We start from the raw sequence: 26,905 nt of genomic DNA, 5'->3' as shown, positions 1-26,905 counted from the left end.
GCATGACTCTCTATGTTGCATTTAACGGACAGGTTTTCGCCCGTTAAGTACATCACGTGCCATGACACCTATAACAGATGCAGTTATAGTGAAATACACCTATAACAGTTTAAGCCCACCATGTCCCTATACGGCCAGCTGGCAGATCAGCTGCACCAGCAGATAGAGAGCGGCCTCTGGCAGCCGGGGGAGCGCATCCCCTCCATCCGCCAGAGCTGCAAGACCCACGGCCTCAGCCCCATGACGGTGCTGCAGGCCTATCAGCTGCTCGAAAGCCGCGGCCTCATCCTGGCGCGGCCCCAGTCCGGCTACTACGTCAAGGCCGCCGCCTCCCCTCAGCGCATCAGCACTCCCCTGCAGGCCAGTTACAGCGGTTCGGTGGACATCAACGACCTGGTGTTCGAGGTATTGCAGGCAAGCAAGTCCCGGGAACTGGTGCCGCTCGGCATGGCGATGGCCGATCCCACCCTCTTCCCTCACCCCCAGCTCGGCCGGGCGCTGGCCAGCAGCATGCGCCGGCTCGACCCCTTCAGCACGGTGGCAGATCTGCCCCCCGGCAACGAAGCGCTGCGCCGCGCCATCGCCCAGCGCTACGCCGGTGAGGGGCTGGCGGTGGATCCCGGGGAGATCATCATCACCACAGGCGCCATGGAGGCGCTCTCCCTCAGCCTGCAGGTGCTGACCGAGCCCGGTGACTGGGTGGTGGTGGAATCCCCCACCTTCTACGGTGCCCTGCAGGCCATCGAGCGGCTCAAGCTGAACGCGGTGGAGATCCCGGTGATCCCCGGCGTCGGCATCGATCTCGCCCTGCTGGAAGAGGCCCTCGCCGAGCGCCCCGTCAAGGCGTGCTGGCTGATGGGCAATGTCCAGCATCCCCTCGGCCATACCATGCCGGATGAGCACAAGCAGGGGCTGATGGCGCTGCTCAACCGACGCGAGGTGGCGCTGGTGGAGGACGACGTCTATGCCGAGCTCTATGTCGGGCGCGAGCGGCCCAGGCCCATCAAGTACTGGGATACGCGGGGGGACAGCCTGCTGTGCAGCTCCTTTTCCAAGTGCCTGGCGCCGGGCTTTCGGGTCGGCTGGGTGGTGGCAGGGCCCCATGCCGAGCGCATCCAGCGGTTGCAGCTGATGTCGACCCTCTCCACCAATGTGCCAAGCCAGCTCGCGCTCGCCGACATGCTGCGCCAGGGTGGAGTGGACGCCCATTTTCGCCGGCTGCGTCACACCCTGGCCCAGCGCCAGCAGCAGATGCGGGCGGCCCTGCTGCGCCTCTTCCCCGAGGCAAGGATCAGCGCCCCGGATGGCGGCTATTTTCTCTGGCTCGAGTTTGACCCCGGCCTCGACAGCCGCGCCCTGCACGCCCGGGCGCTGGCCAGCGGTTTTTCACTGGCGCCGGGGGCCCTCTTCTCCAGCCAGGGGCTGCACAACCACTGTCTGCGCCTCAACAGCTCCCATCCCTGGAGCGAGCCGCTGGAGGCCGCTCTCACCCGGCTGGCGGAGCTTATCCGGCAGCAGCTGGACGCCATTCCCTCAAGAAACGACAAGGCCCCATAGCGGGGCCTTGTCGACACTCCATGGATTAACCCGGGATCAACCCGGCCCCTCCAGCTGGGCCACCTGGCGTTCTATGCTGCCTTTGAGGTTGTCATCGAGCTTGAGGGCCCGTGCCAGCTCGTCCAGATAGCCGCGCTCCATGAAGTGGTCCACCTCGATGGCGAGCAGGGAGGCGAGGTAGACCTCGGTCGCCAGCTCCATGTCGGTCACTTCCCGCGCCAGTGCCTGGGGATCCAGCGGGCGGGACAGCTCGCCGTCAATCCAGCGGGCCGCGTCCCCCTGACCCTGTTCGGTCAGGTACTGCTGGATTTTCTGGCGCTCGGCGACATCGATGTGACCGTCGGCCCGGGCCGCCGCCACCATGGCCCGCACCAGCAGGTTGGCGCGGGCATCCAGGGCGTTGCCCTCCAGGGTGCCGAGGGGCTGGGTCGGCTGCGCCGGGGTGGACTGCTGGGCCTGCCAGTCCTGATAGAGCTTGTAGGCGAGCCCGCCGAGGGCGGCCGCCCCGCCCACCGCCGCTACCTTGGTGCCATACTTGCGCATCTTCTTGTTGCCAAGCAGCAGCGCCATGGCCCCGGCCGCCAGCCCGCCCTGGGCCATGCCCTTCATCTGGGCCTTGCGCGTGTCGCCACCGTCGTTGAGCCAGCCCTTGCCGCTACTCAGCAGTTGATCAAGTATTTGTTTCATAGGCCCTCCTCATTGCATGTTGCCTCATGCTGGTGCGCGGCCACTGAACTCAAGGTGAATAAATGCCACTGCCACGCCTGCTCTTCCTGACCCTGCTGACGCTGGTGGCCTTCGCCGCCAACTCGGTGCTCTGCCGCCTGGCGCTGTTTGAAGAGCAGATGGATCCGGCGCTGTTCACCCTGCTGCGCCTGACCAGCGGTGCCCTGGTGCTGATCCTGCTCTGCTCGGCCCGCCGCCCCCAGCCGCCCCGCCAGGGGGACTGGGGCGGCGCCCTGGCCCTCGTCACCTATGGCGCCGCCTTCTCCTTTGCCTACCTGACCCTGACCGCAGGCACCGGGGCTCTGCTGCTGTTCGCCGCCGTCCAGCTCAGCATGCTGGCCCCGCCCCTGCTGCGCGGGGAGCAACTGCCTCCCCTCCAGTGGACAGGCCTGCTCATCGCCGCCGCCGGGCTGATCCTGCTGCTGCTGCCCGGCATCACGGCCCCCGATCCCCTGGGGGCCGTCCTGATGATCGCCGCCGGCATCGCCTGGGCCTGCTATACCCTGCGCGCGCCGCGCTTTGCCGACGCCCTCGCCGCCAACGCCGGCCACTTCCTGCGGGCCAGCCTGCCCGCAGCCCTGATCTACCTGCTGCTGGGCCGGCTCGAGGCCAGCCCGACCGCCATCGGCTACGCCCTGGCCTCGGGGGCGCTGGCCTCAGGCCTTGGCTATGCGCTCTGGTATCGGGTATTGCCCCAGCTGGGGCGTACCCTGGCCGCCAGCGTACAACTGCTGGTGCCACTGCTCGCCGCCATGGCCGGCCTCCTCTTGCTGGATGAGTCCTGGTCCTGGCGGCTGTCACTGTCATCGCTGGGCATCCTGGGGGGGATAGCCCTGGTCATAGCGGGACGCCCCCCAACGGGAGACAAACCATCATGAAGATTGTCATACTGCTACTCGCCTGCGGCCTGTCGGGCGGCCTGCTCGCCGCCGAACAGGACAGGGAAACCCACCAGGCCGGACTGGATCGCGCCTGCCTCAACGCCCAGCAGCAGCTGATCGTGCAGGGCAGGCAGCAGCGCATCGACGCCTGCATCAAGGAGGGGGGCAAGGCGACCCGCTGCCAGCAGGAATTCGCCAGCTTTGGCCAGCGGGAGGGCAACAAGCGCCCCGACTTTTCGAACCTGCCCCCCTGCCAGCAGGCCGAGGCCTACCGCAAGAGTTACCGGCAGTGATGCCTGGACAACCCACAGAGGAGAACACATGACCCCACCCCGCGAGCTGACCCTGCAGTTTCTGGCCGAGCCCGCCGACGTGAATTTCGGCGGCAAGGTGCACGGCGGCATGGTGATGAAGTGGATCGATCAGGCCGGCTATGCCTGCGCCGCCGGCTGGTGCAGCGGCTATGCCGTCACCGTCTACGTGGGGGGCATCCGCTTCCTGCGCCCCATCCAGATAGGCCAGCTGGTGGAGGTGCACGCCCAGGTGATCCACACCGGCACCACCAGCATGCACCTGGCGGTGGACGTCTACAGCCGCCACCCCACCGACCCCGAGCGCCGCAAGACCACCCACTGCATCATCATCTTCGTGGCCATGGACGAGCACGGCAAGCCCACCCCAGTGCCCCAGTGGCAGCCGGTGAGCGAGAGCGATCGGCAGTTGCAGCTCTACGCCAAAAAGCTGATGGCCCTGCGCGAGGAGCTCGACAAGGAGATGCGCCAGCACCTGTGACGGGCGCGGGGCGTGTGTCCCGGGTCATCGAGGGTATAATGGCGTCTTTGCCATCCCATGAGAGAACACGATGTCACTGGAAACCGCCCCCGCCGAGGTGCAGCTCGCCGTCGATCTGATCGAGCTGCTGGAGACCAACAAAATCGCCCCCGAGCTCGCCCTCGCGGCGCTCGCCATCGTCCGCCAGGACTATGAGCGCAAGCTGAGGGAAGGCCGGGAGCTCTGATCCTTTCACCTGCCAGGAGGTGCCATGTCAGACCCCATCCGTTTCGAGACCGGCAGCACCATGCTGCTTGGCGGTCTGCGCCGTCACCACGCATTCCAGCACGCCGACTTCGGCGGCCAGTGGCGTGAGTTCGATGCCTTCGGCCCCCTGCCAGGCCAGCTCGGAGAATACGCCTACGGCGTCATCTGCGGCGCCAGTGCAACGGCCTGCGAATACATGTGCGCGGTGGAGGTGAGCGCCCTGGAGGTGCTGCCCACCGGGCTCGGCCGGATGCGCATCACGCCCCAGCACTACGCGGTCTTCCTCCATCAGGGTCATGTCTCCACCCTGCCCCGGACCTGGCAGGCCGCCCTCGACTGGCTGGCCCGGTCCAGCTGGGAGTCCGCCCACAAGCCGGACTTCGAGCGCTACGGCGCCGGGTTCGACCCCACCACGGGCAGCGGCGAGGTGGAGATCTGGCTCGCCATCGTCCCCAGGCAGATCCTGACCTGACGACCCAGCCCGAGCATCAGCCCGGCATCAACGGGGCCTGAGGGCGCCCCCCTCTCCCATGACCTCGTCACACAGGGCGATCAGGGCCTCCCCCAGCCTGGCGAGCGGCTCGCTCGCCCCCGGCCCCTGATGCAGGGCCAGCTCCACCGCCGTCACCGTCGGCCAGTCCTTCAGCACCACCTGATCCGGTTGCACCAGGCGGGCGGGCAGCAGGCTGACGCCGATGCCCGCACTCACAGCCCCCTGCAAACTGGCGAGGCTGGCACTCACATAGGCGATGCGCCAGGGGACCCCCTCCCCATCCAGGGCGTCGGTGATCTGGCGCCGGTAGAGCCCCTCGTTCGGAAACACGGCCAGGGGCAGCGGCCTGCGTCCGGCGGCGGGCCAGTCGCGGCTGTCGACCCAGGCGAGCGGCTCGCGCCAGCGGGCGACGGGCTCCCCCTGGCCACGCCCCTGCTTGATCAAGGCCAGATCCAGCCCCCCGGCCTCGAAGGCCTGCCACAGGCCGTGGCTCAGACCGCTTTGCACCTCCAGCCTGACCTCGGGATGCTGGCGGGCAAAGGCGGCCAGCACCGGGGTCATGACGCCGGCGGCAAAGTCCTCGGGCACCCCGAGGCGCAGGGGCAGGCTCGCCTCCCTCACCCGCTCGCTCGCCCGAACCAGCAGCCCCAGGATCTGGCGCGCCAGCCCGAGCAGGGTCTCCCCCTGGGCCGTGGTTACCACCCGGCGCCCGGAGCGATCGAGCAGGGTGCAGCCGAGCTGCTCCTCCAGGCGGCGCATCTGCTGGCTGAGGGTGGACTGGGTCAGATGAACGCGCTCGCCGGCGCGGGTGAAGCTGCCGGTCTCGACGATGGCGACAAAGCTTTGCAGCAGCTGGGGATCCAGCATGGGCCTCTCCACGGGTCACTCCATTCATAAAATCACTGAAAGTCATTTTATCATTTAATTTCCAAATGGAATGGCGACCCTCTAGGCTGCGGCCATCCCCCATTTTGCCAGGATGACCCCATGCCACTCTCGACCCAATCCGGAGCCCGCCTCGTCAACTCCCTCAGCGCCCTCTCGGCCCCCAGCCATCAGGAGTGGCTGGAGCAGGCACTGCACCTGGCCCTGACCCACCGCCAGCAAGGGGGCCGCCCCTTCGCCGCCCTGCTGGTGCGAGACAACCAGCTGGTGGCGAGCGCCGTCAACCGCATGCTGGAAGCCGGCGACCCCACTCGCCACGCAGAGCTGGAAGCGCTACGGGAAGGGAGCCGCCAGGGCCCGCTTGCGGGGGCTATCGTCTATGCCAGCGGCCACCCCTGCCCCATGTGCCTGAGCGCTCTGGTGATGAACGGCATCCAGGCGGTCTACTACGCCTTCGACAATGCCGACGCCGCCCCCTTCGGCTTCGACAGCAGCGCCGCCTACGCCGCCCTGCGCCTGCCCCTGGCCCCGCCGCCCCTGCCCCTCATCAAGCTGGCGAGCCCCATCCCGGCCGAGGCTCTCTACGGTCCCCAGCCCCATGAATAAGCGCCTCATCGCTCCTGGCAGCGGCGCCCTGCTGGTGCTGGTGGTGCTGATCGCCCTCAACCTGCGCCCCTTTCTCACCGCCATCGGCCCCCTGGCGCCCCAGATAGACGCCCGTCTGGCCCTCGGCATGGATGCGCTGGCCTGGGTCACCCTGCTGCCGCTCTGGCTTATCGGGGTCGGCGTGCTGCTCACCCCGGCGCTCCTTGGCCGCACGGGCCCGCACCCCTTGCTCGCGGCGGCCCTGCTGCTGCTGACTCTCGGCAGCGCCCTGCGCGTCGATCTGACGAGCGGCGCCCTGCTCATCGCCAGCGCCGCCCTGTGCGGCCTGGGCTCGGCCCTGGTGCAGGGGGTGCTGCCCGGCCTGATCAAGCAGTGTTTCGCCCAGAGGGTGCCGCTGGTGATGGGGATCTTCTCCGCCTGCATGATGGGGGGCGGGGCGCTCGGGGCCGTGCTCACCCCGAGGCTCGCCGTGTACCTCGACTGGTCCCGGGCCCTGGCACTCTGGGGCCTGCCGGTGCTGCTGGCCCTCGCCTGGCTCGCCTGGCGGGTGCGCCTGCCCGCCACGGCCAGACCTGCCGCCAGCGGGGGGGAGCAGCGCCTCATCACCCTGCCCCGCAGCTGGCTGCTCATCACCTGCTTTGGCATCATCAACAGCGGCTATGGCATCGTCGTGGCCTGGCTGGCACCGGCCTACATGGCTGCGGGGTGGAGTGCCCAGCAGGGGGGCGAGCTGGTGGCCTGGCTGGCCCTGGCCCAGACTGCGAGCGGCCTCGGCCTGCCGCTGCTGGCGGCCCGCAGGCTCGACAGGCGCCCCTGGATGGCGCTCGCCATCGCCATGCAGATGGGCGGTTTTGCCGGTCTCTGGATAGCACCGACCAGCGCCCCCCTCCTCTGGTGCCTGCTGTGCGGGGCAGGGCTTGGGGGCAGCTTCTCCCTCATCATGGTGATGGCCTTGGATCACCTGCCCGACCCGCGCCGGGCAGGCGCCCTCTGCGCCCTGATGCAGGGGGTGGGCTTCATGGTGGCGGCCACCGGCCCCTGGGTCGCGGCGCGCCTGCACCACGTAAGCGGTGACTTTGCCGCCGCCTGGCAGTGGCAGCTGGGGGGCCTGGTGCTGATGAGCCTGCTGGTGATGCGCCTCGATCCGCGCCGCTACCCCGGGGCGATGGGCCTGCCCCAGAGCGAGGCAGAGAGCAGCGCGCCACTGGCCCGCAGCCAGGGGGTTGCCTGACCCCCAGCGAGGCCGCAAGCCCTCGCGGGAGACAAAGCCCAAAAGCAACACACCGGCCAGAGGCCGGTGTGTTCAATGCTGATGCGGGGAAGGGCGGGGCGCTTAGCGTCCCTTCTTCTGCCGCCCACCCTGGCCGGCACGCGGCTTGCCCGGGGCGGGTTTGCCCCCCTTGCTCGGTGCGCCTTTGCCAGCACCGCCTTTGCCGGCTGCCCCCTTGCCTGCGGGGCTCTTCTTCTCGAATGCTTCCGGGCCCGGCACATTGGGACGGCCACCGATCTCGTGATCGTCGCTTCGACGCGGCTTCTTGCCCGGTGCAGCCTTGCCGGCTGAGGCCGCCTGCGCCTTGGGTTTGCCACCCTGGGCATTGGCAGGTTGCGCCCCCTTGGCCGGTTTCACCTCGGAGGAGGAGTCCTCAATGAGCTTGAACAGCTCGATCAGCTCGTCGTCGGTGAGATCTCGCCACTCCCCCACCGGCAGCCCCTTGAGGCTGACGTTCATGATGCGGACGCGCTCGAGCTTGGTCACCTCGAAGCCGAAGTGCTCGCACATGCGGCGGATCTGGCGATTCAACCCCTGCACCAGGGTGATGCGGAACACAAACGGGGCTTCCTTCTTCACCTTGCACTTCTTGGTGACGGCGCCGAGGATGGGCACCCCGGCCGCCATCCCCCTGACGAACTCGTCCGTCACCGGCTTGTCGACGGTCACCAGGTACTCTTTCTCGTGATCGTTGCCCGCCCGCAGGATCTTGTTCACCAGATCCCCGTGGTTGGTGAGGAAGATGAGCCCCTGGGAATCCTTGTCGAGGCGGCCGATGGGAAAGATGCGGGTGCTGTGGTTGACGAAGTCGACGATGTTGTCCTTCTCCCCCGCCTCCGTGGTGCTGACGATCCCTACCGGCTTGTTGAGGGCGATGAAGACCAGGCTGTCCGCCTCCCGCGGCTCGATCACCTGGCCGTTCACCTTGACCAGATCCCCGGCAAACACCTGATCCCCCACCCCGGCCCGCTTGCCGTTGATGAAGACGTTGCCCTGCTCGATGAAACGATCGGCCTCCCGGCGCGAGCAGATACCGCTCTCGCTGATGTACTTGTTCAGGCGCATGGATTCATCGGCCAGCATGGGGCACCTCCCGGGTCGCAAGGGCTGTCGGGATGGCTGGCTGGCGTGTGGTCGGGTTCGTCTGCATACAACTCCATGGAAAAAAGGGCCTGTGCCCTGCATGTTCGGCAAAAAACGCCGCTACAGTAGCACATTGCCCTCCTCCTTGCCCGGTTGCCATTGCCGGAGTGTGCCTCCTGCCCCCTGTCCGCCACTTCGCCGTGGCCTCGCGGCCCCCGTGATGAGGTATCGGCGCTGTGCCAAACCGCGTACCGAAGGGCGCTATACCACAACGGCGCCTCCCCCTGCCGCCGGCGACAAGGCCGCCAACAAGATCCAAAAGAGACAAACCAATCCTTGATATTTATCTAGCAAAAATGCATAAAAAGATTTTAGTCATCGCGAATTATCTTTTCCCCGCCGATGACGGGAGACGACACGAGCCGCCGGGCAGGACGAGATCCCCTCTTTCCTGCTCGCCACGGCCAGGCTCCCCTCGCAGGCAGGACGCCAATTTCATCGTTCACGACAGGAGTCAAAGATGCATCACCCCCTCTCCCAGGAGGCCTTCCTGGCCCAGGTGGCCAGTCGCAACCCCCACCAGCCCGAGTTCATCCAGGCCGTGAGCGAGGTGATCGCCTCCATCTGGCCCTATGTGGCGCGTCATCCCCGCTACCTGCAGCACGGCCTGCTGGAGCGCCTGGTGGAGCCGGAGCGCCTGGTGCAGTTCCGGGTGAGCTGGGTGGATGACCGGGGGCAGGTGCAGGTGAACCGCGGCTACCGGGTGCAGCACAACAGCGCCATCGGCCCCTTCAAGGGCGGCATGCGTTTCCACCCCTCGGTGGATCTCTCGGTGCTGAAGTTCCTCGCCTTCGAGCAGACCTTCAAGAACGCCCTCACCACCCTGCCCATGGGGGGCGGCAAGGGGGGGAGCGACTTCGATCCCAAGGGCAAGAGCGAGGGCGAGGTGATGCGCTTCTGCCAGGCGCTGATGCTGGAGCTGCACCGCCACCTGGGGGCCAACACCGACGTACCGGCCGGCGACATTGGCGTCGGCGGGCGCGAGGTGAGCTACATGGCGGGCATGATGAAGAAGCTCACCAACAGCGCCGAGTGCGTCTTCACCGGCAAGGGACTCTCCTTTGGCGGCAGCCTCATCCGTCCGGAAGCCACCGGCTACGGCCTGCTCTACTTCGTAGAGGCCATGCTGGCCCAGCGCGGCGAATCCCTCGACGGCATGCGGGTCTCGGTATCGGGTTCTGGCAACGTGGCCCAGTACGCCATCGAGAAGGCGATGGCCCTCGGCGCCCGGGTCATCACCGCCTCCGACTCCGGCGGCACCGTCTATGACCCCGAGGGCTTCACCCCCCAGAAGCTGGCCCGCTTGATGGCACTCAAGAACGAAGAGCGCAAGCGGGTGGCGGATTACGCCCATGAGCTCGGGCTGGAATTTTTCAATGGCCGTACCCCCTGGCATCTGGCGACAGACGTCGCCCTGCCCTGCGCCACCCAGAACGAGCTGGGGGAAGAGGACGCCAGGCTGCTGGTCGAGCACGGCGTGCGGCTCGTGGCCGAGGGGGCCAACATGCCGAGCAGTGCCGCCGCCATCCGGGTCTTCCACGAGGCCCGCGTGCTGTTTGCCCCGGGCAAGGCCGCCAATGCCGGGGGCGTCGCTACCTCAGGCCTCGAGATGAGCCAGAACGCCCAGCGCCTCTCCTGGACCCGGGAGGAGGTGGACGCCCGCCTCAAGGGGATCATGACCAGCATCCACGCCACCTGCGTGCGCTATGGCGAGGACGAGGCGGGCCATGTGAACTACGAGAGTGGCGCCAACATCGCCGGCTTCGTCAAGGTGGCCGACGCCATGCTGGCGCAAGGGGTCTGCTAGGCTCCCCGTCACGCCGCCTGCAACAGCGGCTTCAAGCACAACGGCAGCCTTGGCTGCCGTTGTGTTGGGGACCCACCATCCCGCACTGCTTGCTCAGTGCCCCGCTGGTCGCGATTGCGGCTAAGCCCCCTTCCACAGAGAAACTCGCCTGGCGGCGGGGCTCAGCGATAGCGGCTGATCTCGATAAGGTTCTGATCCGGGTCCAGGCAATAGACCGACTCGATGGGACCGCAGGCACCGCTTTTCATCACAGGCCCCTCCACTATCTCGACCCCCTGACTCGCGAGCTGGGCCATCACCTGATCCAGGGGCCAGCGGGTGATGAGGCAGAGATCCCCCGACCCCACCTGCGCCCGGTTGCGCGGCTCCTGCCCCAGCAACTGCAGATTGATCTTCTGGTTGCCAAAGCGCAGGGCCCGGCGCCCCTCGCCGAAGGTGATGGGCTCCATCTTGAAGGCACCGCTGTAAAACGCCACCGCCCGCTCGATGTCGCTCACCGTCAATACCAGATGGTCGATATGGCTGATCATGGTTCCTCCTAGTGATTGTACTTTCCACCAGAAATTGTCTGCTGCTCATACAAGAGTGTCGGCAGATGTACCTCCAAGTGCAGGCACAAACCTAAGCAACTCTTTGACAAAGTCATATCAGACCAGTTAGCGACTACCGCGAGCAAGCGTGACCTATCACAACTCCCATGATAATTTTAGAGATATAGTCTTGACACATAAAGATACTTCATAAAAATTCATGAAATATTTAAAACCTACAAGGTTTCTATGATTGATAAAAAGTGAAGATTTTTTCGTCTTGTCGAGCAACGCGTAAATGGATCTCTGCATGAGATCCTTTTGATAGGCTTTCGAATAGGAATGCGCATTGTTTTACCGGTGAGGAATCTTCAAAGCACACCATAAGGAACTGGATCGGGTAACGTCTCGCTTAGGCGATGCCGATGGCACGTCATCTGGCGATTTCAAACTGTAAAATATTTTTACCAATAAACCTGCTTTTTGAGAGGAACGGGATGATTGAACAACCACAGTGGAAATTTTTGAAACAGCCTTTAGGAGCCAAAGCGCGAGACCCGATGCAGGATGAGTTTTTCCAAGATCAGTCCATCGAAGGGCTCGAGCATGCCTTGGTCCGTGAAACAATTCAGAACTCTCTGGATGCACGACTGAGTGATGATCCAGTCCTAGTGACTCTTTCTCTGGGCAAACTTTCAGCTGACAATGCTAACTTCTGGTTTCCCAAAGAGGTACAAGATCATTATTCAGCAAAGGAAATTCGATTGGCGAGCCTACCGAACTGGGGGGCGGAAGAGTGCATCTACCTTGCGATTGAAGACTTTGGAACCAAAGGGCTTGAAGGGAAAATTGATTCTGTCGATCCTCAGGTCGGTGGAAACTTCTACCACTTTTTCAGAGCTGAAGGGCTCTCGAATAAGAAAGATGGCGAACGGGGAAGTTGGGGGGTTGGTAAGATCGTAATACCTCGTTCTAGTCGAATCCGTACTTTCTTTGCTATTACTCGACGTGCATCCGAGACTGGTATGCACCTAATAGGACAAACTATTCTAAGGCACCACGAGATTAATGGTGTGAGATATACTCCAGACGGCTGGTTAAGCCAAGATAAAGATGGCCTACAAATCCCATTTACCAGTGACATGGTTACAGAGCGATTAAGGCAAGACTTCCGATTGCGCCGAGTAGATGAACCTGGTTTGAGTGTGATCATTCCATGGGCGTATGAAAAATATTTGACTCTAGAGCGGTTAGCAGCGGTTATCGCCAAGGAATACTTCATTCCTATATTGGCTGGAGACCTAGTAATTGAACTGCGAGATCATAATAACGACAACTATCAGCGCTTTGACTCAAGCAGCTTCTCTACGCTCATTCAGGTTGCCCCAAAAGATGACCAGCTCCAAGAGGCGATTCAATTAGCAAGAAATTTACTGCGACTCGGACAAGTAAATCCCTTGGAGGTTAAAGTCATTCATAAGCACGACCAAGATACTCTGGATTACGACTGGTCAAATTACCAAACCGACTTGCCCCCACAGGATATCGAATCAGCGCTAGAGAATAACCGTGTAGTGCACTTCAAGGTGCCCATGATCATCATAGCGGCCAAAGGTGACCCTGTAGCGTGTGAGTTTGATGTACTGGTCAAGAGGAAGTCTGGGCGTCATTACCCTATATATGTACGAGATGGACTGATCATACCCAACCAACCAACTCGCAGAAAAGCTCCTGACTGTATTGGTTTAATTTACACATCAAATAACGCAATCGCAGAAGCGCTGCGACGAGCCGAGTGCCCCGCACACACAGACTGGAAAGCCAGTCGTGATAAATTTAGAGAGCCCCGGTACTACGCAGCAAATAAACTAATTCCCTTCGTTCGCGAAAGTGTACACAAACTCATCGACAAGTTATCTAGTGAAGATGACCAACCAGATCACAACCTGCTAGCCGATCTGCTCCCGTATCCATCAAATAATTCACCTCTACAGCCAAAATGTAACAAAGTACTGAGCGAGGACGATAAAAAAACACATAAAACAACCAAGCCAGACGACCCGAATATTCCACTTCCTACACCGCGCTGCTGGCGGCTCAAGCAATCCGCAGGAGAAATATATCTCACTGGCAACCCAGATGGGTTCACCAATAAAGAAGGTTACCGACTGGTCCTCCAAGCAGCATATGATATTCATGGCCGTAATCCTTTTAAAACTCACTCGAAATTCGACTTTGACCTAAAACAAGCAGCTGAAAATGGGATAGATGATAAAAGCGGTTTCCGAGTCGTCACAAGTAGCACACTGATCGAGAGTGGTGATTATGGAAGTTTGGTTTTTCAAGTAAGTAAACCTGATTTTGAAATTATTTTACAACCAGCGGACCTCAATCGTGACCTAATAATTAAAATCAGTTCGACTCCCATTGGGGAGGATGACATTGTGGAGATAACGGAATGAGTCGCCGTTTTAATTTTACAGGCCGAGCCAAGATCTTTAGAGAAGATGTCAAAGTCACCATTGAACCTCGTGACAACGCCATTATTTGCAATGTTCACCTCAGACTAGCAGGATATGGACTGAGACCTGATGCCTTGATAGTTGTTGAGGCTGAGCGAGGGCGCGTTATGCGCCTGCGAAACGACTGGGGATATGCTGGAAAAGCATTTACTATCGACGGTTCAGACTCCGAGTTTGATATTAGCGCTATGGGCGATCCCGAAGATGTACGCTTTCGTGTGCTTGTTGTTGAACCGAAGTCCTGCCGCTTGCTGGCAACAGCAGAAAACGTGGAGGCTCACAACAGTGGGGACGGAGAAGCACCACAACGATCTTTGCTTCCCATAAAAATGCGTGATCTACAAGGTGGCGTCTGGGAATTGGAAAATATGGATGATACTCCGACACTAGTGCTCGACATCAATCTAGGCACCAAACAGGAACTCAAAGCAAGTCCTATCCTGTCTGCTCTTCTTCCTGGTGTAGTCAGAGCCATCCTAGTGTACCAAGCTCATGCCCAGCAGGACGCAGGTAAGGATGATGAAGTAACGACTGACGAAGGAGAGACCACAACATGGCTGGCTCTAGGAAAGAAATGGGTAGGCGTCTCATATCCTAATAACGGTGATCATCAAGAAATTGATGATTGGGCACAAAAAGCGGCTACTGGATTTTGTAGAGAAAAGAAACTGCGTGATCGATTAATTAACTTCCTGACGTTGGAGTATTGATAATGGAAATATTTCAGATGCGGGCATTTAACCCAGACGGCATTGAACAAATGCGTGCTTGGCTTGATCAAGCTCGCCATAACCCATCAACGCCAGTCCCTCCTGAATTGATGGATAGTCCTGCATTTACCGAAATCAGGGGAAAACCAGTTTCTACAGATATATTCAGCCCTTCTGCATTCGAAACAAAGTTGCAACTGGCAAGAGCCATTGATCTGGCAGTCAAGTCCGCAAAGCTGGATGAGGAATCCTTGGAAGCCGATCAAGGTTTCTGGAGCTGGTTGACTCTCAACTATGCCAGCAAGTTCATTGGTAGCAAGGGTCAGATAGGCGAGTACGCTCTATGGATATATGAGCCAGGAAACTGGCGTAAAGTCTACCGACAGAAAATGGCCCCGCTTTGGTTAGCTTACCGTGCTCACAGTGACAACCCCGAATGTCTCAAAGCTGTTCTTGGTATTCCGGTAAACAAAACTGGTGAAGTCTTTGAACAAATGATGTCGAGAAAGTGGATTGTACTTAGTACTGGAATTATGACCTTAGTCACCAAACTCTATTTCGATGAGGCTCAAGGAAAATTGAAGAAAGGTAGTGGCGGGAAGGATGGTGGTGCTCCAAGACGTCTTTCTACAGTCCTTGAACAGCTGGACCTGACATATGATATCGAAGAGTTAGGGTGTGATATTTTAGCTAAAATGCTACCAAATGACTTTAGAAAATTTATGTAACACCATAAATATTCATGATGTCGATTTCGTGAAGCGTTAAACGCTTCACGAAATCGCTTTTTACATTAAAGTTTTTTACAACACTCATGCTAAATAGCGTTAATTAGTAACATCAATTTTCTATATGAGGATTATATTATGTAAGTATATCAAATACAATTTCAGCTATTTTTTTTGCGAGCAAAGGGGGGACCGCATTCCCAACCTGATGATACTGCTGTGTTCTTCCTCCATGGAAGAAGTAATTGTCAGGGAATGTCTGCAAACGTGCGGCTTCTCTTACTGTCAAGCTGCGGCACTGTTTTGGATCGTAATGGATAAAGTAATGCCCATCTTTCGCAATATGACTGGTTATGGTAGTAGACGGAGCATCCGCCAGTTGCACCCTGAATCTGTCAGAGAACTGGCCTGATTCCCAGTTTTTGTGATCTGGAGCAAGTCCTGGTAGGCAAAAATCAGTATGGCCTTTGGGTGAACGGGAATACTCTTCTGAAAAACATGCAGCATATCCATAGCGCCCCAGATCATCGATTCGATGTCCCCTCGTTTCATGATTCAACCAGATATCAAGATTGGGATCAGAATACCAACTGTCTAACTCACTAATTCCAGTGGAGCCCTCTAGCTCATCAGATTTGGTCCAGCGCAATCCACCTGTTTCTTGTGCATTCAAATGCTCTGCTGCTATAGTCAATCTTGCTGAAAGAGGCATTATATCCCTCGGACCCCTTTGTGCGGACATGCTAAGTGACATCAGCTCTTCTCTGACCGAAGACTCCCAATTCAGGTATGAATCACTCTGCTTGCTGAGCTTGCTTCGCAATGCAGGCATGTTCCCGATGACCTGCTTGACTGTCACGGTGTCTGACTTTGACAGCTTTGGCAGTTCTGAAAGCTCAGTGCGAACACGATCACTGCGAATGCCCAGAAGTATCACACGGTGACGGGCCTGCGGAATACCATAATCTTCGGCCTGAATGATGAACTTCTTGGCATCGAGCAATTTGGGGTCATCACCATCCTGGAATACTTCGTCATTGACCAAGGAGACTATTTTGTATCTGAGACCGTCATCAGGCATCTCTAGGGCCACATTGGGACTGGCCAAGTCACGGAGAATTTGATGAAAAATAAAGTCTCCATTTATCTTTGAAGACAATATCCCCTTGACATTCTCCATGACAAAAATATCTGGGCGATTCTTCTGGATAATCCGCAGATACTCTTTATAGAGGAAATGACGATGATCCTCTTCCGGCTTATAATCCAATTTACCTTTGTTCCTTGAACGTCCGGCAATGGAATAGGCCTGACAGGGAGGACCGCCAATCAACACCCAAGGCAGTAATTCACTCTTGTTTTCAAAAGCCTTGGCTATCGCCTGATCAAGCCTTTTGTTGCCTTCTTCGCTGCCGATCTCCAGACACAGCGCCTCTCTTTCCGCTTTTTCCCAGAGATCCATGGTTTTTTCCGTGACCGGATTCTCGGCAGCACCATTGCAGAACTGGTAATAGTCCTGAATGAACTCTGGCCTGTGATTCTTGAGCAACCGGTAGAACGCGCGAAGTCTCAATGTCTGGCGAGCGACAGGATCCCTCTCTGCGGAAACCTGGATCTCGAATGCCTTGCCATCATTGAGAGAGGAGAAGCCCTCACCCAAGCCGCCAGGACCGGCAAACAGGTCGACGACGGGGATGGGTGGTGAAAAAATGGTCATGTCGAATTACTGTGTTTTTGATCAGGCCGTAAAGATACCAGGAAGCGTGCCTTCGAGGAAGAGAAAGCATGGATGTTGTTGATGCATCAACCCGTTCCGTGATGATGTCAGGCATCAGGAGCAAGAATACCCGCCCCGAAATCCTGCTGCGCAAATATCTCCACGCCCGGGGCTTTCGTTTCAGATTGCACGTGAAAGATCTTCCCGGCACACCCGACATCGTTCTTCCACGCTATCAGCTCTGCATCTTCGTTCATGGTTGCTTCTGGCATCGTCACCTCAATTGTTCATATGCAGCCACTCCAAAGAGCAACACCGCGTTCTGGCTGCAGAAGTTTACGGCCAACATGATCCGCGATGAAAAAGTGGAATACATGCTGATCCAGGCTGGTTGGAGAGTATTCAAGATCTGGGAATGCGGCTTGAAAGGAATGGATGAGACCACTGTGGAGTGGCTGCCCCCCATCATCAGGGGGACCACAACATCGCTAAGCTGGCCTGACTATCCAAAAGACTAAATTGTCTGGCAGGAAGCATAATGCCCCTTATCAGCGTCTCGAAAATTCCCCTGCGCTCCAAAACGGCCCACACAGGGCGGGCCGTTTTCATGTGGTCAGCAGGGGATCCGCTCGATACGGCCGCCGCTCAGTTTGAAGAAGGCGTCCTGCGGCAGCTCCTGCAACCAGGTGGTGGCGTAGTCCAGATCCGCATAGGCGCCGCGCAGCATGGCGCCGAACAGGCCGTGGGAGATCACGATGGCCTGTTCGGCAATGTGCTCGTCCTCAAGCCATTGCCGGGCCCGGCGCTGAATGCTCTCAAAACTCTCCCCACCGGGGGCTTGCAGATACCAGTCCGGCTCCTCCAGATCGAGTTCGGGGTGGGCCGCCAGCAGTTCGGGCACCCGGCGGCTCTCCCACTCCCCCATCCCTAATTCCACCAGCCGCTCGTCCCAGACGATGCGCTCCTGGTCCAAGCCAAGCTGCTGACACACTCGCTCTGCCGTCTGCCGGGCCCGGCCGAGGGGGCTGGCGTAGAGGGTCCAGTCGGCGGGCTCTGCCACCAATTCACTCAACCGGTTCCCCATGGCGAGGGCCTGGGCTTCCCCCCTGGGGGTCAGCTCGGAGTTGCAGCGCCCCTGCAGCCGCAGCTCGGCGTTATAGCGGGTCTGGCCGTGGCGCAGCAGATAGAGGATACGGGGCATGATTTCTCCAACAAGCTCAATGAGATAACAAGAATGAGGGGGCATGATAACAGATGTGCCGGGGCATCAAAGCCTCATACGGGGCAGACGACCATCCGCCGCCAGGCGGTGGCCCGCCTTGGTGGTTCCCTGGCGCGTCATGGCGGCGTCCAGCAAGAGGGCACGATAGGGAGGGATCATCGCGCTGAGAACAGATCTGCCAGGCACCATGACCAGCAACGTCCCCGGCCCATGGGTATCGACCCCCATCTCACGTCCTCTGGTACCAGGCGTCAGGAGTCCTGCGCCGGGAATCAAGGCGTCGCGGGACCGCCCATCAGCCCCCCTCGCCTAACCCCTGCCTTTAGAGCGGGGATGTTTGGAACCCAAACCGCTCTGAACAAAGGGGGAAGGCCGCCAATACGGCAGAAAAACGGCCTTTTCGCCGCGATATCGCGGCCATTTCACCAGGTATCACTGGCTCCTCCCGGGGGGGCCTGGTGTACAATCGCCAACCCGATTCGATCCTCTATCCGGCCATGGTGCAGGCCGTTTTTCACCCCAGAGTAGATGAATGTGACCGCGACCCACCCCATGCTCGACAGTTATTACAGCCAGGATCTGGTGTTCTTTTCCATCCTGGTGGCGGTGCTCGCCTCCTACACGGCGCTGAACATGACGAGCCGGGTGAGCCAGAGCCAGGGAAGGGCCGCCGTTCTGTGGCTCACGGGGGGCGCCTTTGCCATGGGGTTCGGTATCTGGTCCATGCACTTCATCGGCATGCTCGCCTTCAACCTGCCCATCGCGCTCGGCTACGAACTCCCCCTCACCGGTCTCTCCCTGGTGGCGGCCATCGGCTCGTCTGCCTTCGCCCTCTGGCTGGTGAGCCGCCCCCAGCTCCCCTGGGGCCGGATCCTGTTCGGGGCCGTGCTGATGGGGGCCGGGATCGCCACCATGCACTACATCGGCATGGCGGCCATGAAGATAATGCCCGGCATTCACTACCAGAGAGGGCTCTTCGTCCTCTCCATCCTCATCGCCGTGCTCGCCTCGGGGGCCGCCCTCTGGATTGCGTTCAGGCTGCGCAACAGCAGCCCGCGCGCCTTCTTCAGCAAGGCTTGCGCCTCCCTCGTCATGGGGGCCGCCATCATCGGCATGCATTACACCGGCATGGCAGCGGCCCAGTTTCCGGAAGGGAGCCTGTGCGGCGCCCTCTACACCGGGCTCGATACCCAGTGGCTGGCGACCGTGGTCATCATCGTGACCCTGGCGGTGTTCGCCATCGCCCTGGTCCTCTCCATGCTGGATGCCCACGCAGCGCGCCTCTCGACCTCCCTCCACCAGGCCCACAACGAGCTGCTCAAGCTGGCGCTGCACGACAGCCTGACCCGGCTGCCCAACCGCTTGCTGTTCGCCGACCGCCTGGAGCAGCGCATTCAGGAGTGTCAGCACAGCCAGCGCAGCTTCTCCCTGCTGTTTCTCGATCTCGATGGCTTCAAGATCATCAACGACGCCCACGGCCACCACACCGGGGATCTGCTGCTGGTCGAAGTGGCGGAGCGGATCTCCGCGCTGCTTGGCCCCAATGACACCGCCTCGCGCTTCGGGGGGGATGAGTTCGTGCTGGCCCTGGCGCCGGGGGATGTCGGCCAGACCACGGCCTTCGCCGAGCGCCTGCTGGCCGCCCTGGCACAGCCCTATCAGTGGGAGCACCACAGCCTGCACATCACCGCCAGCATCGGCATTGCGGTCTATCCCCAGGATGGCACCAGCCTGCACGAGCTGACCCTCAACGCCGACGCTGCCATGTACTACGCCAAGGAGCGGGGGCGCAACGACTACTACTACTTCGACAGCGCCATGAACGCCAACGCCCACCAGCAGTTCCTGCTGCAACAGGAGCTGCAACACGCCCTGGAGCGGGGGGAGCTCGTCCTGCACTACCAGCCCAAATACGCCGCCCGCAGCGGCGAGGTGGTCGGTGCCGAGGCCCTGCTGCGCTGGCAACACCCGCAGCAGGGGGCCATCTCGCCGGCCCGCTTCCTGCCCCTGGCGGAGAAGAGCCGACTCATCATTCCCATCGGCAACTGGGTCATCGACGAGGCGTGCCGCCAGATGAGCCGGTGGCGGGATGCAGGGCACCCGGACTGGAGCGTGGCCGTCAACCTCTCCACCATACAGCTGGCCAGCCCTGGCCTTTTGGAAGAGGTGGAATCCGCCCTCGCCCGCCATCGGCTGGAGGCCCGTCACCTGACCCTGGAGATCACCGAAACCACCGCCATGGAGAACGCCGAGGAGAGCCTGGCCATCCTCAGCCGCCTGGCCGAGCTCGGGCTTGGCATCTCCATCGACGACTTCGGCACCGGCTACTCCAGCCTGCTCTACCTCAAGCGCTTCCCCGCCAACGAGCTCAAGATAGACAGGGGCTTCGTCACCACGCTGGCGCCACAGGGGGACGATGCCACCATCATCGGCGCCATCATCGCCCTGGGCCAGGCCCTGGAGATGCGCATCGTGGCCGAAGGGGTGGAAACCGAGGAGCAGCGCGCCCTGCTGACCCTGCTCGGTTGTGACACCCTGCAGGGGTATCTGCTCGGGCGTCCCATGACGGGCGACCAGCTGCTGACGCACTGCCGCGCCGAGGCGGCAATCCCAGACAGCGTGCCCGCCTGAACCTCCCCCCTATCTGCGCCCATCCCGTGTTCACCGATTGCACCTTGCCTCGACTCTGGGTAGGCTGCGATAGGGCGACTCAAATGCTACCAGCCGTCCCGTCAAACGGGGCTGCCTGCGTGTTTTCCCTATCGCAACAAGGCAGTTCACATCAGGAGCAACAGATGGCCAGATACCAGTTCTTCAGCGTGCCGGCCTCCAACCGGCAGCAATACACCTATATCGACATGGCATCCCCCAGCTTTCTGACCGAGAAGTCGGCGCTGCTCGCGCAAGGGTTCGAGGTGCAGGAGGACTTTATCGATGCCGCCAACCCGACGGAGGCGGTAGAGAAGTACAAGTCAGACTTTCTCTATGTCGCCGATGAGGTGGGCAAGTCCGATGCCGGCTACGGCGCCATGGTCGCCCTGCAGGAGCTGGGCAAGATGCTGCGAGGATACAAGCGGGGCAACTGAATACACCGAGAAACCCTGGCCGTCGGCAGCGTGTCGATGGCTACGAGAGACGCCCCCTGGCGGCGGGCGAGCTGGCGGAACATGGCGATTAGCTCCTCTTCGCTGGCGGGTTCCAAGGGCAGATACGCCTGGTGCGAGGGCACATCCCGTGCGCAAGCCCTTCGCCCCCCCCCTTAAAGCCGCACAACAAAAACGGCGCCCTGAGGCGCCGTTTTTATTCCCGTCTTTGTGTGTTCACCGACGGGGCGAACAAGCCAGGGCTTATTCGTCTTCCAGGTAGGCGTAGCCTTGCAGACCCAGCTCCAGCTCTTCGAGCAGGGCCTTGCGGGTCGCATCGTCCAGCGCCGGGTGGGAGACGATCCGCTGGTAGTTTTCGCGGATCACGGACGGGTCGATGTTGACGTAACGCAGCAGCTGGTCGACGGTGTCGCCGCGCACCACGTTGCGGATGTCCATCCTGCCTTCCTCGTCCAGCCACACTTCCGCGCAGTGGGTGTCACCGAACAGGTTGTGCAGATCGCCGAGGATCTCCTGGTAGGCGCCCACCAGGAAGAAGCCGACGTGGCACTCTTCGTTCTCACCGTACTCCGGCATCGGCAGGGTGCTTTCCACCCCCAGACCGTCGACGTAGTGCTCCACCTGACCGTCGGAGTCACAGGTGATGTCCATCAGGATGCCGCGGCGGGTGAGCGGGCGCTCGAGGCCGGAGAGCGGCATCACCGGGAACACCTGACCGATGCCCCAGGCATCCGGCAGGGACTGGAACAGAGAGAAGTTCGCAAAGCACTTGTCCGCCAGCTTCTCGGAGAGCTCGTCAGCCAGGGCGCGGTGGTTGCGGTTGACCGGGTTGAGCAGCTCTTTCAGTGCCAGACAGGTGTTCTGGTGCAGCATCTCGGCCCAGGCGCGCTGCTCGAGGTTCAAGAGACCCATGGTGTACTGGGTGTTGACGTCAGCCAGATCCGCCACGGAGTCGTGGAAGATCTCCAGCAGGGAGGGATCTTCCCCGCGCAGGTCCAGCCAGCCCTTCCACATGTTCTGCAGAATGGTGGGCGCGTCTTCATCCGGCGCGCTGATGTCGTTCACCTCGACCCCTTCGGCACCGATGATGTTGGTGACCAGGACGGCGTGGTGCGCGGTCAGGGCACGGCCGGACTCGCTGATGATGGTCGGGTGCGGCAGGTCGAACTCGCGGCACACGTCACCGATGCCCCAGACCACGTTGTTGGCGTACTCGGACAGGCTGTAGTTGGCGGAGCAGTGGCTCTGGGAGCGGGTGCCCTCATAGTCCACGCCCAGGCCACCGCCCACGTCCACCACCTCGACCTTGGCGCCCAGACGGCACAGCTCGGCGTAGAAGCGGCCGCACTCGCGGATGCCGCCCTGGATGTCGCGGATGTTGGCGATCTGGGAGCCCAGGTGGAAGTGCAGCAGTTGCAGGCAGTCCAGCTTGCCCAGGCTGCGCAGGCGCTCGACCAGCGCCAGGATCTGGGAGGCGGATAGGCCGAACTTGGACATGGAGCCGCCGCTCGACTCCCACATGCCGGAGCCGGTGGAGGCGAGTCGGGCACGCACCCCGATATTGGGTTTGATGTTAAGGCGAGCTGACTCGTCCAGCACCATTTCCAGCTCGGAGGGCTTCTCCACCACGATGTAGACCTTGTGGCCCATCAGGTTGCCGAGCAGGGCGTGGCGGATGTATTCCCGGTCCTTGTAACCGTTGCAGACGATCACGGACCCTTGCTCATGGTGGTGGGACAGCACGGCCAGCAGCTCCGGTTTGGAGCCTGCTTCCAGCCCAAGCCGGGGCTTGTCGCTGTAGGACTGACTGATGGTCTCGATGACGCGACGCTGCTGGTTCACCTTGATGGGGTAAACACACAGGTAGTCCCCTTCATAGCCGGACTTCTCGATGGCCTGACCGAAGGCGTTGAACAGCGCGTCGACCCGGCTCTTGAGGATGTCGGGGAAGCGCAGCAACACAGGGGTGGTCAGCCCGGACTGGCGCAGTTGCTCGATGGCTTCGGACAGCACGATCTGCGCTTCGGGACGAGACTTGTCGGGAGAAACGGTCACATGACCGGCGTCATTGATATTGAAAAAACCCGCACCCCAGTAGGGAACGTTGTAGACCTTCAAGGAGTCCTTGCTGGACCAGTTAGTCATGGGCTATGCCTCGCAAATGAGCGGCCGTGGGCCGCCTTCGTTACCCTCAATCACATCCAGACCATCGATGGCAACATGGGGCGGGCCAGAGTGGCCTGCCTGCCCGGTGCGTGACGGCACACTCGGCGGCGGCCTGTCTGCCTCGCCGTGGCCCGGTCACCCCGGTTAATCTGTTGCACATCGCGGCAAGCCAAGGCTGCCTGGTGGATCTTGGGAAGTAACGAGTCTTGATGTGGGGCTGGTGGCTTTACATCAAGCTCAACGGTATGCGGTGCCACCTTAACGGGGCGCCGCGGTACTTTGATGACAATCGGCATCAGCCACGCCGTTTGTTCATCATTCGGCAGCGTTCCCGACGGACAGGAGAGGGTTCCAAGGAAGAGAAGGGAAGACGTCAGCACGCAAGGTGTTGATAGACGACGACCACCACAGCCAACCCATTTCCAGTGACCGCCCATGACAAGGGAAGATGATGAGCCGTTGGCTCACTCGGTCAGCCGAAAGATGAGAGTCCGTTGTTCTCCCTGATACCGGAGCCTAACCGGTATTAAAGAAACCATTCCCCAGCAGTGTCTGTCGTTTCTGCGTGCCTCGCCCTATAGGCGTGTGACCCTCCGGGTGTCTGGCGGCCTCTGCCTGCTCAGGGTTACCCTCGGATCGGCGCGGAGTGTACACACTTACCGCCGCCAGTGACAATAAAAAATCGTGTTAAAAAACGGGTTTTCGTCGGGGGGGCAGATCTCGCTGCCAGCGAGGCGGGCTCTGGGGTGGCGGGGTATGAGTCCGGTCTGGATAAGCCCTGAAAATAACGGGTGATCCGCCCTTTTTCCCCCACCCCTCGCCAATGCTGGGCCAGGGGCAAATTCAGGGCTTTCGCATATGCTTAACCAGTTTTTATTTTGGAATTTTTATTCATCCAGATACCCAAAGGCCCCCGCCGGTTCCGCCCTCGCCCTCTCCTGCTTCCGATAAAGTCATCAAAAGCTGCGCTGACGCAATAAGCGTCGTGAGCATCTTGGCCACAATGGATCCTCTTCCGTGACCCGAGGCCTGCCAATGACCACCCTGCTTGAGCGTTTTCTCCATTATCTGACCTTCCACACCCGCTCCGACGCTACCAACCCCGCCTGCCCCAGCAGCGAGGGGCAGCTCGTCTTCGCCCGCGCCCTCTTCGACGAGATGACCGCCATGGGGCTGGCCCAGGTCACTCTGGACGAGCACGGCTACCTCACCGCCTGCCTGCCGGGCAACCAGCCGGAGGCGCCCGCCATCGGGCTCATCGCCCACATGGATACCGCCGACTACGAGGCCCGGCATGTGGTGCCCCAGATTGTCGAGAACTACCAGGGGGGTGACATCTGCCTCGGCAAGGGGGACGAGGTGCTGGCCATCCGCCAGTACCGCTTCCTGAAAAACTACCTGGGACAGGATCTCATCACCACGGACGGCACCACCCTGCTGGGTGCCGACGACAAGGCGGGCATCGCCGAGATCCTCACCGCCGTCGAATACCTGCAGGCCCACCCGGAGATCCCCCGCGGCGATCTCTGGATAGGCTTCACCCCGGACGAGGAAATAGGCCGCGGCGCCGACCGCTTCCCGCTGGCGCGCTTCCCGGCCAAGTGGGCCTACACGGTGGACGGCGGCGAGCTCGGGGAGCTCGAGTACGAGAACTTCAACGCCGCCAGCGCCACCGTGCGCATCGTCGGCAACAACGTCCACCCCGGCACCGCCAAGGGCAGCATGATCAACAGCCAGACCCTGGCCGCCCGCTTCCACGCTGCCATGCCGCCCGAACAGACCCCGGAGTGTACCGAGGGCTACGAGGGCTTCTTCCACCTGGCCCGGATGGAGGGCACTGTGGAGGAGAGCACCCTGCACTACCTCATCCGCGACTTCGACGACGAGGGCTTCGCCGCCCGCCAGGCCCAGCTCAAGGAGCGGGTCGCCTCCCTGCAGCTCGACGCCCCCAAGGCGCGCATCACCCTGGAGATAGCGGAGAGCTACCGCAACATGGGCAGCCAGATAGCGCCCCATCCCCACATCGTCGAACTGGCCAGGGCCGCCATGGAGGCCGCCGACGTGGCCCCGAAGATCAAACCCATCCGCGGCGGCACCGACGGCGCCCGCCTCTCCTTTATGGGGCTGCCCTGCCCGAATATTTTCACGGGGGGTCATAACTTCCACGGCAAGCACGAGTTCATCCCCCTGCAATCCATGGAGAAGGCGGTCGCCACCCTGGTGGCGCTGGTGCGCCTCACCTCGGCCTGGCGGGCAGAGTAAGGGATTGAGGACGGGGTTCGCCCCGTCATCAAACCGTCACGGCGCTGCCACACGGCGGGAACGCAGGGAAGGGAAGCTTGAGCAAAGTTCAGCGGAGCCTTGCCCATGTTCGACGTCGATACCCTGCTGGGGCAACACCTGCCCCGGCTCGCCACCCAACCCCTCATCCGTCCCCTGCTCCGGCAAGGACTGCGCTGGCTGCTCCACGAGGAGGCCTTCGCCCGCTTTGCCCAGCGCCACCCCCACCTGCGCGGTCTCGACTTCGTCGAGCAGGCCCTCACCGAGCTCGACTTCGATTATCGGGTGAGCGAGGCGCAGCTCGAGAACGTCCCCGCCAGTGGCCGGGTCATCCTGGTCGCGAACCACCCCATCGGCTCCCTGGACGGCCTCGCCCTGCTGCGCCTGCTCGGCCGCATTCGCCCGGACGTCAAGATAGTGGCCAACCGGCTGCTGGCAGAGCTCGCCCCCCTGCGCCCCCTGCTGCTGCCGGTGGACAACCTGGGGGGCAAGACGGACAGGCGCGCCATCCTGGCCATGGGGGAGCACCTGGCCCGGGAGGGGGCCCTCATCATCTTTCCCGCCGGCGAGGTATCGCGGCTCGGCCCCAAGGGGGTGAAGGACGGCCCCTGGCAGGGAGGCTTCATCAAACTGGCCAGGCGCACCCGCACCCCCCTGGTGCCGGTGCACCTGAACGGGCGCAACGGCCTCTCCTTCTATCTCGCCGCCTGGCTCAACAACGACTGGGCCGGCCTGCTGCTGGTCAAGCAGCTGTTTCGCCAGCAGGGGCGGCGCCTCTCCCTCACCCTGGGGGAGCGCATTCCGCCCCAGAGCCTCGGGGATCTCGCCCCCAAGAGCGCTGCCGCCCTGGTGCGCAGCCACCTCTATCGCCTCGGTAAGGGGAAGAAGGGGCGACTGCAGACCGAGGCCCCCATCGCCCTGCCGGAGGATCGCCGCCAGCTGAAACTGGCCATCGACGGGTGCGAGCTGCTCGGACAGACCCCGGACGGCCAGCGCATCCTGCTCTATCGCCGCCACGAGCAGAGCCACTCGACCATATTGCGCGAGCTCGGCCGGCTGCGGGAGATCGCCTTTCGCGCCGTGGGGGAAGGCTCGGGGCGGCGGCGGGATCTCGACGCCTTCGACGATGACTACCACCACCTCCTTCTCTGGGATCCGGCCCGGCTCGACATCGTGGGAGCCTATCGCTTCGCCCCGGTGGCCGAGCGCCTCGCGAGCAAGGGGCTGGACGGCCTCTACAGCCACACCCTGTTCGGCTTCGAAGAGAAGCTGCTGCCCCGCCTGGAACAGGCCATCGAGCTTGGCCGCAGCTTCATCCAGCCCGCCTACTGGGGCAAGCGGGGGCTCGATTACCTCTGGTTCGGCATCGGTGCCTATCTGGCCCGTTATCCCCAGTACCGCTACCTGTTCGGGCCCGTGACCCTCTCCGGCAGCCTGCCCCCGGCGGCCAAGGATCTGCTGGTGGGCTTCTACCGCCAGCACTTTGCCCCCGAGCTGGTGCTCGCCCCCTCCCGCCGCCC

General features: G+C 61.5%; 24 protein-coding genes. 17 read left to right on the top strand and 7 right to left on the bottom strand.

The window, feature by feature from the left end:
• Nucleotides 1-120 precede the first annotated feature (120 nt).
• Complete coding sequence (locus BN1136_RS15070) at nt 121-1,557, top strand: aminotransferase-like domain-containing protein (protein ID WP_043761648.1); 1,437 nt, start codon at nt 121-123, stop codon at nt 1,555-1,557.
• Between the two features lie 36 nt (nt 1,558-1,593).
• Here the strand turns inward: BN1136_RS15070 and BN1136_RS15065 are convergent, their stop codons facing one another.
• Nucleotides 1,594-2,244, bottom strand: a complete 651-nt coding sequence (locus tag BN1136_RS15065; protein WP_043761650.1) for a tellurite resistance TerB family protein — start codon at nt 2,242-2,244, stop codon at nt 1,594-1,596.
• Nucleotides 2,245-2,306: 62 nt separating this feature from the next.
• Here BN1136_RS15065 and BN1136_RS15060 point away from each other — a divergent pair, with 62 nt between their 5' ends.
• The 5 genes from BN1136_RS15060 to BN1136_RS15045 all read left to right on the top strand — a co-directional run bounded on the left by BN1136_RS15060 (nt 2,307) and on the right by BN1136_RS15045 (nt 4,674).
• Nucleotides 2,307-3,161 (top strand): DMT family transporter, encoded by an 855-nt coding sequence (locus BN1136_RS15060; protein WP_043761653.1) that lies wholly within the window; start codon nt 2,307-2,309, stop codon nt 3,159-3,161.
• A complete protein-coding gene (locus BN1136_RS15055; protein ID WP_043761655.1) occupies nt 3,158-3,457 on the top strand; it encodes a hypothetical protein in 300 nt (99 codons plus the stop codon). The genes BN1136_RS15060 and BN1136_RS15055 overlap by 4 nt, the downstream gene beginning before the upstream one ends.
• 28 nt (nt 3,458-3,485) lie before the next feature.
• A complete protein-coding gene (locus BN1136_RS15050) occupies nt 3,486-3,956 on the top strand; it encodes an acyl-CoA thioesterase (protein WP_043761657.1) in 471 nt (156 codons plus the stop codon).
• Nucleotides 3,957-4,026: 70 nt separating this feature from the next.
• A complete protein-coding gene (rsmS, locus tag BN1136_RS19985; RefSeq protein ID WP_081843784.1) occupies nt 4,027-4,182 on the top strand; it encodes a pleiotropic regulatory protein RsmS in 156 nt (51 codons plus the stop codon).
• 24 nt (nt 4,183-4,206) lie between these two features.
• A complete protein-coding gene (locus tag BN1136_RS15045) occupies nt 4,207-4,674 on the top strand; it encodes a GyrI-like domain-containing protein (protein ID WP_043761660.1) in 468 nt (155 codons plus the stop codon).
• A 27-nt stretch (nt 4,675-4,701) separates the two neighbouring features.
• Here the strand turns inward: BN1136_RS15045 and BN1136_RS15040 are convergent, their stop codons facing one another.
• The gene (locus tag BN1136_RS15040; RefSeq protein WP_043761661.1) at nt 4,702-5,562 is read right to left on the bottom strand and encodes a LysR family transcriptional regulator; all 861 of its coding nucleotides are present in this window, start codon (nt 5,560-5,562) and stop codon (nt 4,702-4,704) included.
• 120 nt (nt 5,563-5,682) lie between these two features.
• Here BN1136_RS15040 and BN1136_RS15035 point away from each other — a divergent pair, with 120 nt between their 5' ends.
• Both BN1136_RS15035 and BN1136_RS15030 read left to right on the top strand, forming a co-directional pair.
• Nucleotides 5,683-6,186 (top strand): nucleoside deaminase, encoded by a 504-nt coding sequence (locus BN1136_RS15035; protein ID WP_043761664.1) that lies wholly within the window; start codon nt 5,683-5,685, stop codon nt 6,184-6,186.
• Entirely contained in the window at nt 6,179-7,417 is a 1,239-nt protein-coding gene (locus BN1136_RS15030) for an MFS transporter (RefSeq protein ID WP_043761667.1), read from the top strand. Before BN1136_RS15035 ends, BN1136_RS15030 begins: the two co-directional genes overlap by 8 nt.
• Before the next feature lie 102 nt (nt 7,418-7,519).
• Here the strand turns inward: BN1136_RS15030 and rluF are convergent, their stop codons facing one another.
• A complete protein-coding gene (rluF, locus tag BN1136_RS15025; protein WP_043761669.1) occupies nt 7,520-8,539 on the bottom strand; it encodes a 23S rRNA pseudouridine(2604) synthase RluF in 1,020 nt (339 codons plus the stop codon).
• A gap of 520 nt (nt 8,540-9,059) precedes the next feature.
• Between rluF and gdhA the strand changes: the two genes are divergently transcribed.
• Nucleotides 9,060-10,406 carry an NADP-specific glutamate dehydrogenase gene (gene gdhA, locus BN1136_RS15020; RefSeq protein ID WP_043761671.1) on the top strand — a complete coding sequence of 449 codons (1,347 nt, stop codon included), beginning with the start codon at nt 9,060-9,062 and terminating at the stop codon, nt 10,404-10,406.
• Nucleotides 10,407-10,567: 161 nt separating this feature from the next.
• On the opposite strand, the gene BN1136_RS15015 is transcribed toward gdhA, so the two are convergent.
• Complete coding sequence (locus tag BN1136_RS15015) at nt 10,568-10,936, bottom strand: VOC family protein (protein WP_043761674.1); 369 nt, start codon at nt 10,934-10,936, stop codon at nt 10,568-10,570.
• 425 nt (nt 10,937-11,361) lie between these two features.
• Here BN1136_RS15015 and BN1136_RS20280 point away from each other — a divergent pair, with 425 nt between their 5' ends.
• From BN1136_RS20280 to BN1136_RS15000, 3 genes are read left to right on the top strand one after another with little or no spacing between them, the layout of a single operon-like run.
• Nucleotides 11,362-13,398, top strand: a complete 2,037-nt coding sequence (locus tag BN1136_RS20280; RefSeq protein ID WP_152552630.1) for a hypothetical protein — start codon at nt 11,362-11,364, stop codon at nt 13,396-13,398.
• Nucleotides 13,395-14,168 carry a hypothetical protein gene (locus BN1136_RS20275; RefSeq protein ID WP_152552631.1) on the top strand — a complete coding sequence of 258 codons (774 nt, stop codon included), beginning with the start codon at nt 13,395-13,397 and terminating at the stop codon, nt 14,166-14,168. Before BN1136_RS20280 ends, BN1136_RS20275 begins: the two co-directional genes overlap by 4 nt.
• 2 nt (nt 14,169-14,170) lie before the next feature.
• Nucleotides 14,171-14,896, top strand: a complete 726-nt coding sequence (locus BN1136_RS15000; RefSeq protein ID WP_152552632.1) for a hypothetical protein — start codon at nt 14,171-14,173, stop codon at nt 14,894-14,896.
• Nucleotides 14,897-15,032: 136 nt separating this feature from the next.
• Here the strand turns inward: BN1136_RS15000 and BN1136_RS14995 are convergent, their stop codons facing one another.
• The gene (locus BN1136_RS14995; RefSeq protein ID WP_043761682.1) at nt 15,033-16,613 is read right to left on the bottom strand and encodes a DNA cytosine methyltransferase; all 1,581 of its coding nucleotides are present in this window, start codon (nt 16,611-16,613) and stop codon (nt 15,033-15,035) included.
• A gap of 68 nt (nt 16,614-16,681) precedes the next feature.
• Here BN1136_RS14995 and BN1136_RS14990 point away from each other — a divergent pair, with 68 nt between their 5' ends.
• Nucleotides 16,682-17,131 (top strand): very short patch repair endonuclease, encoded by a 450-nt coding sequence (locus BN1136_RS14990; RefSeq protein WP_043761685.1) that lies wholly within the window; start codon nt 16,682-16,684, stop codon nt 17,129-17,131.
• Nucleotides 17,132-17,226: 95 nt separating this feature from the next.
• Here BN1136_RS14990 and BN1136_RS14985 read toward each other — a convergent pair whose 3' ends face one another.
• The gene (locus BN1136_RS14985; RefSeq protein ID WP_043761688.1) at nt 17,227-17,814 is read right to left on the bottom strand and encodes a histidine phosphatase family protein; all 588 of its coding nucleotides are present in this window, start codon (nt 17,812-17,814) and stop codon (nt 17,227-17,229) included.
• A 573-nt stretch (nt 17,815-18,387) separates the two neighbouring features.
• Between BN1136_RS14985 and BN1136_RS14975 the strand changes: the two genes are divergently transcribed.
• Nucleotides 18,388-20,466 carry a putative bifunctional diguanylate cyclase/phosphodiesterase gene (locus BN1136_RS14975; RefSeq protein WP_043808835.1) on the top strand — a complete coding sequence of 693 codons (2,079 nt, stop codon included), beginning with the start codon at nt 18,388-18,390 and terminating at the stop codon, nt 20,464-20,466.
• A 164-nt stretch (nt 20,467-20,630) separates the two neighbouring features.
• Entirely contained in the window at nt 20,631-20,921 is a 291-nt protein-coding gene (locus BN1136_RS14970) for a hypothetical protein (RefSeq protein WP_043761736.1), read from the top strand.
• Nucleotides 20,922-21,182: 261 nt separating this feature from the next.
• On the opposite strand, the gene speA is transcribed toward BN1136_RS14970, so the two are convergent.
• Entirely contained in the window at nt 21,183-23,084 is a 1,902-nt protein-coding gene (gene speA, locus BN1136_RS14965; protein ID WP_043761739.1) for a biosynthetic arginine decarboxylase, read from the bottom strand.
• A gap of 1,056 nt (nt 23,085-24,140) precedes the next feature.
• Between speA and pepT the strand changes: the two genes are divergently transcribed.
• Both pepT and BN1136_RS14955 read left to right on the top strand, forming a co-directional pair.
• Nucleotides 24,141-25,367 (top strand): peptidase T, encoded by a 1,227-nt coding sequence (pepT, locus tag BN1136_RS14960; RefSeq protein WP_043761740.1) that lies wholly within the window; start codon nt 24,141-24,143, stop codon nt 25,365-25,367.
• Between the two features lie 105 nt (nt 25,368-25,472).
• On the top strand, nt 25,473-26,905 hold a 1,433-nt coding region (locus tag BN1136_RS14955; RefSeq protein WP_043808812.1), incomplete at its 3' end, for a bifunctional ornithine lipid synthase OlsF.

The organism is Aeromonas taiwanensis (assembly GCF_000820165.1).
GTDB classification, from domain to species: Bacteria; Pseudomonadota; Gammaproteobacteria; order Enterobacterales; family Aeromonadaceae; genus Aeromonas; species Aeromonas taiwanensis.
The sequence above is the reverse complement of the archived record's forward strand: the minus strand, read 5'-3'. Positions and strand labels throughout refer to the sequence as shown.

Excerpts from the sequence above, each read along its gene's own strand:
- BN1136_RS15070 (WP_043761648.1), top strand. The coding sequence starts at position 121 with ATGTCCCTATACGGCCAGCTGGCAGATCAGCTGCACCAGCAGATAGAG.
- BN1136_RS15065 (WP_043761650.1), bottom strand. The coding sequence starts at position 2,244 with ATGAAACAAATACTTGATCAACTGCTGAGTAGCGGCAAGGGCTGGCTC.
- BN1136_RS15060 (WP_043761653.1), top strand. The coding sequence starts at position 2,307 with ATGCCACTGCCACGCCTGCTCTTCCTGACCCTGCTGACGCTGGTGGCC.
- BN1136_RS15055 (WP_043761655.1), top strand. The coding sequence starts at position 3,158 with ATGAAGATTGTCATACTGCTACTCGCCTGCGGCCTGTCGGGCGGCCTG.
- BN1136_RS15050 (WP_043761657.1), top strand. The coding sequence starts at position 3,486 with ATGACCCCACCCCGCGAGCTGACCCTGCAGTTTCTGGCCGAGCCCGCC.
- rsmS (WP_081843784.1), top strand. The coding sequence starts at position 4,027 with ATGTCACTGGAAACCGCCCCCGCCGAGGTGCAGCTCGCCGTCGATCTG.
- BN1136_RS15045 (WP_043761660.1), top strand. The coding sequence starts at position 4,207 with ATGTCAGACCCCATCCGTTTCGAGACCGGCAGCACCATGCTGCTTGGC.
- BN1136_RS15040 (WP_043761661.1), bottom strand. The coding sequence starts at position 5,562 with ATGCTGGATCCCCAGCTGCTGCAAAGCTTTGTCGCCATCGTCGAGACC.
- BN1136_RS15035 (WP_043761664.1), top strand. The coding sequence starts at position 5,683 with ATGCCACTCTCGACCCAATCCGGAGCCCGCCTCGTCAACTCCCTCAGC.
- BN1136_RS15030 (WP_043761667.1), top strand. The coding sequence starts at position 6,179 with ATGAATAAGCGCCTCATCGCTCCTGGCAGCGGCGCCCTGCTGGTGCTG.
- rluF (WP_043761669.1), bottom strand. The coding sequence starts at position 8,539 with ATGCTGGCCGATGAATCCATGCGCCTGAACAAGTACATCAGCGAGAGC.
- gdhA (WP_043761671.1), top strand. The coding sequence starts at position 9,060 with ATGCATCACCCCCTCTCCCAGGAGGCCTTCCTGGCCCAGGTGGCCAGT.
- BN1136_RS15015 (WP_043761674.1), bottom strand. The coding sequence starts at position 10,936 with ATGATCAGCCATATCGACCATCTGGTATTGACGGTGAGCGACATCGAG.
- BN1136_RS20280 (WP_152552630.1), top strand. The coding sequence starts at position 11,362 with ATGGCACGTCATCTGGCGATTTCAAACTGTAAAATATTTTTACCAATA.
- BN1136_RS20275 (WP_152552631.1), top strand. The coding sequence starts at position 13,395 with ATGAGTCGCCGTTTTAATTTTACAGGCCGAGCCAAGATCTTTAGAGAA.
- BN1136_RS15000 (WP_152552632.1), top strand. The coding sequence starts at position 14,171 with ATGGAAATATTTCAGATGCGGGCATTTAACCCAGACGGCATTGAACAA.
- BN1136_RS14995 (WP_043761682.1), bottom strand. The coding sequence starts at position 16,613 with ATGACCATTTTTTCACCACCCATCCCCGTCGTCGACCTGTTTGCCGGT.
- BN1136_RS14990 (WP_043761685.1), top strand. The coding sequence starts at position 16,682 with ATGGATGTTGTTGATGCATCAACCCGTTCCGTGATGATGTCAGGCATC.
- BN1136_RS14985 (WP_043761688.1), bottom strand. The coding sequence starts at position 17,814 with ATGCCCCGTATCCTCTATCTGCTGCGCCACGGCCAGACCCGCTATAAC.
- BN1136_RS14975 (WP_043808835.1), top strand. The coding sequence starts at position 18,388 with ATGCTCGACAGTTATTACAGCCAGGATCTGGTGTTCTTTTCCATCCTG.
- BN1136_RS14970 (WP_043761736.1), top strand. The coding sequence starts at position 20,631 with ATGGCCAGATACCAGTTCTTCAGCGTGCCGGCCTCCAACCGGCAGCAA.
- speA (WP_043761739.1), bottom strand. The coding sequence starts at position 23,084 with ATGACTAACTGGTCCAGCAAGGACTCCTTGAAGGTCTACAACGTTCCC.
- pepT (WP_043761740.1), top strand. The coding sequence starts at position 24,141 with ATGACCACCCTGCTTGAGCGTTTTCTCCATTATCTGACCTTCCACACC.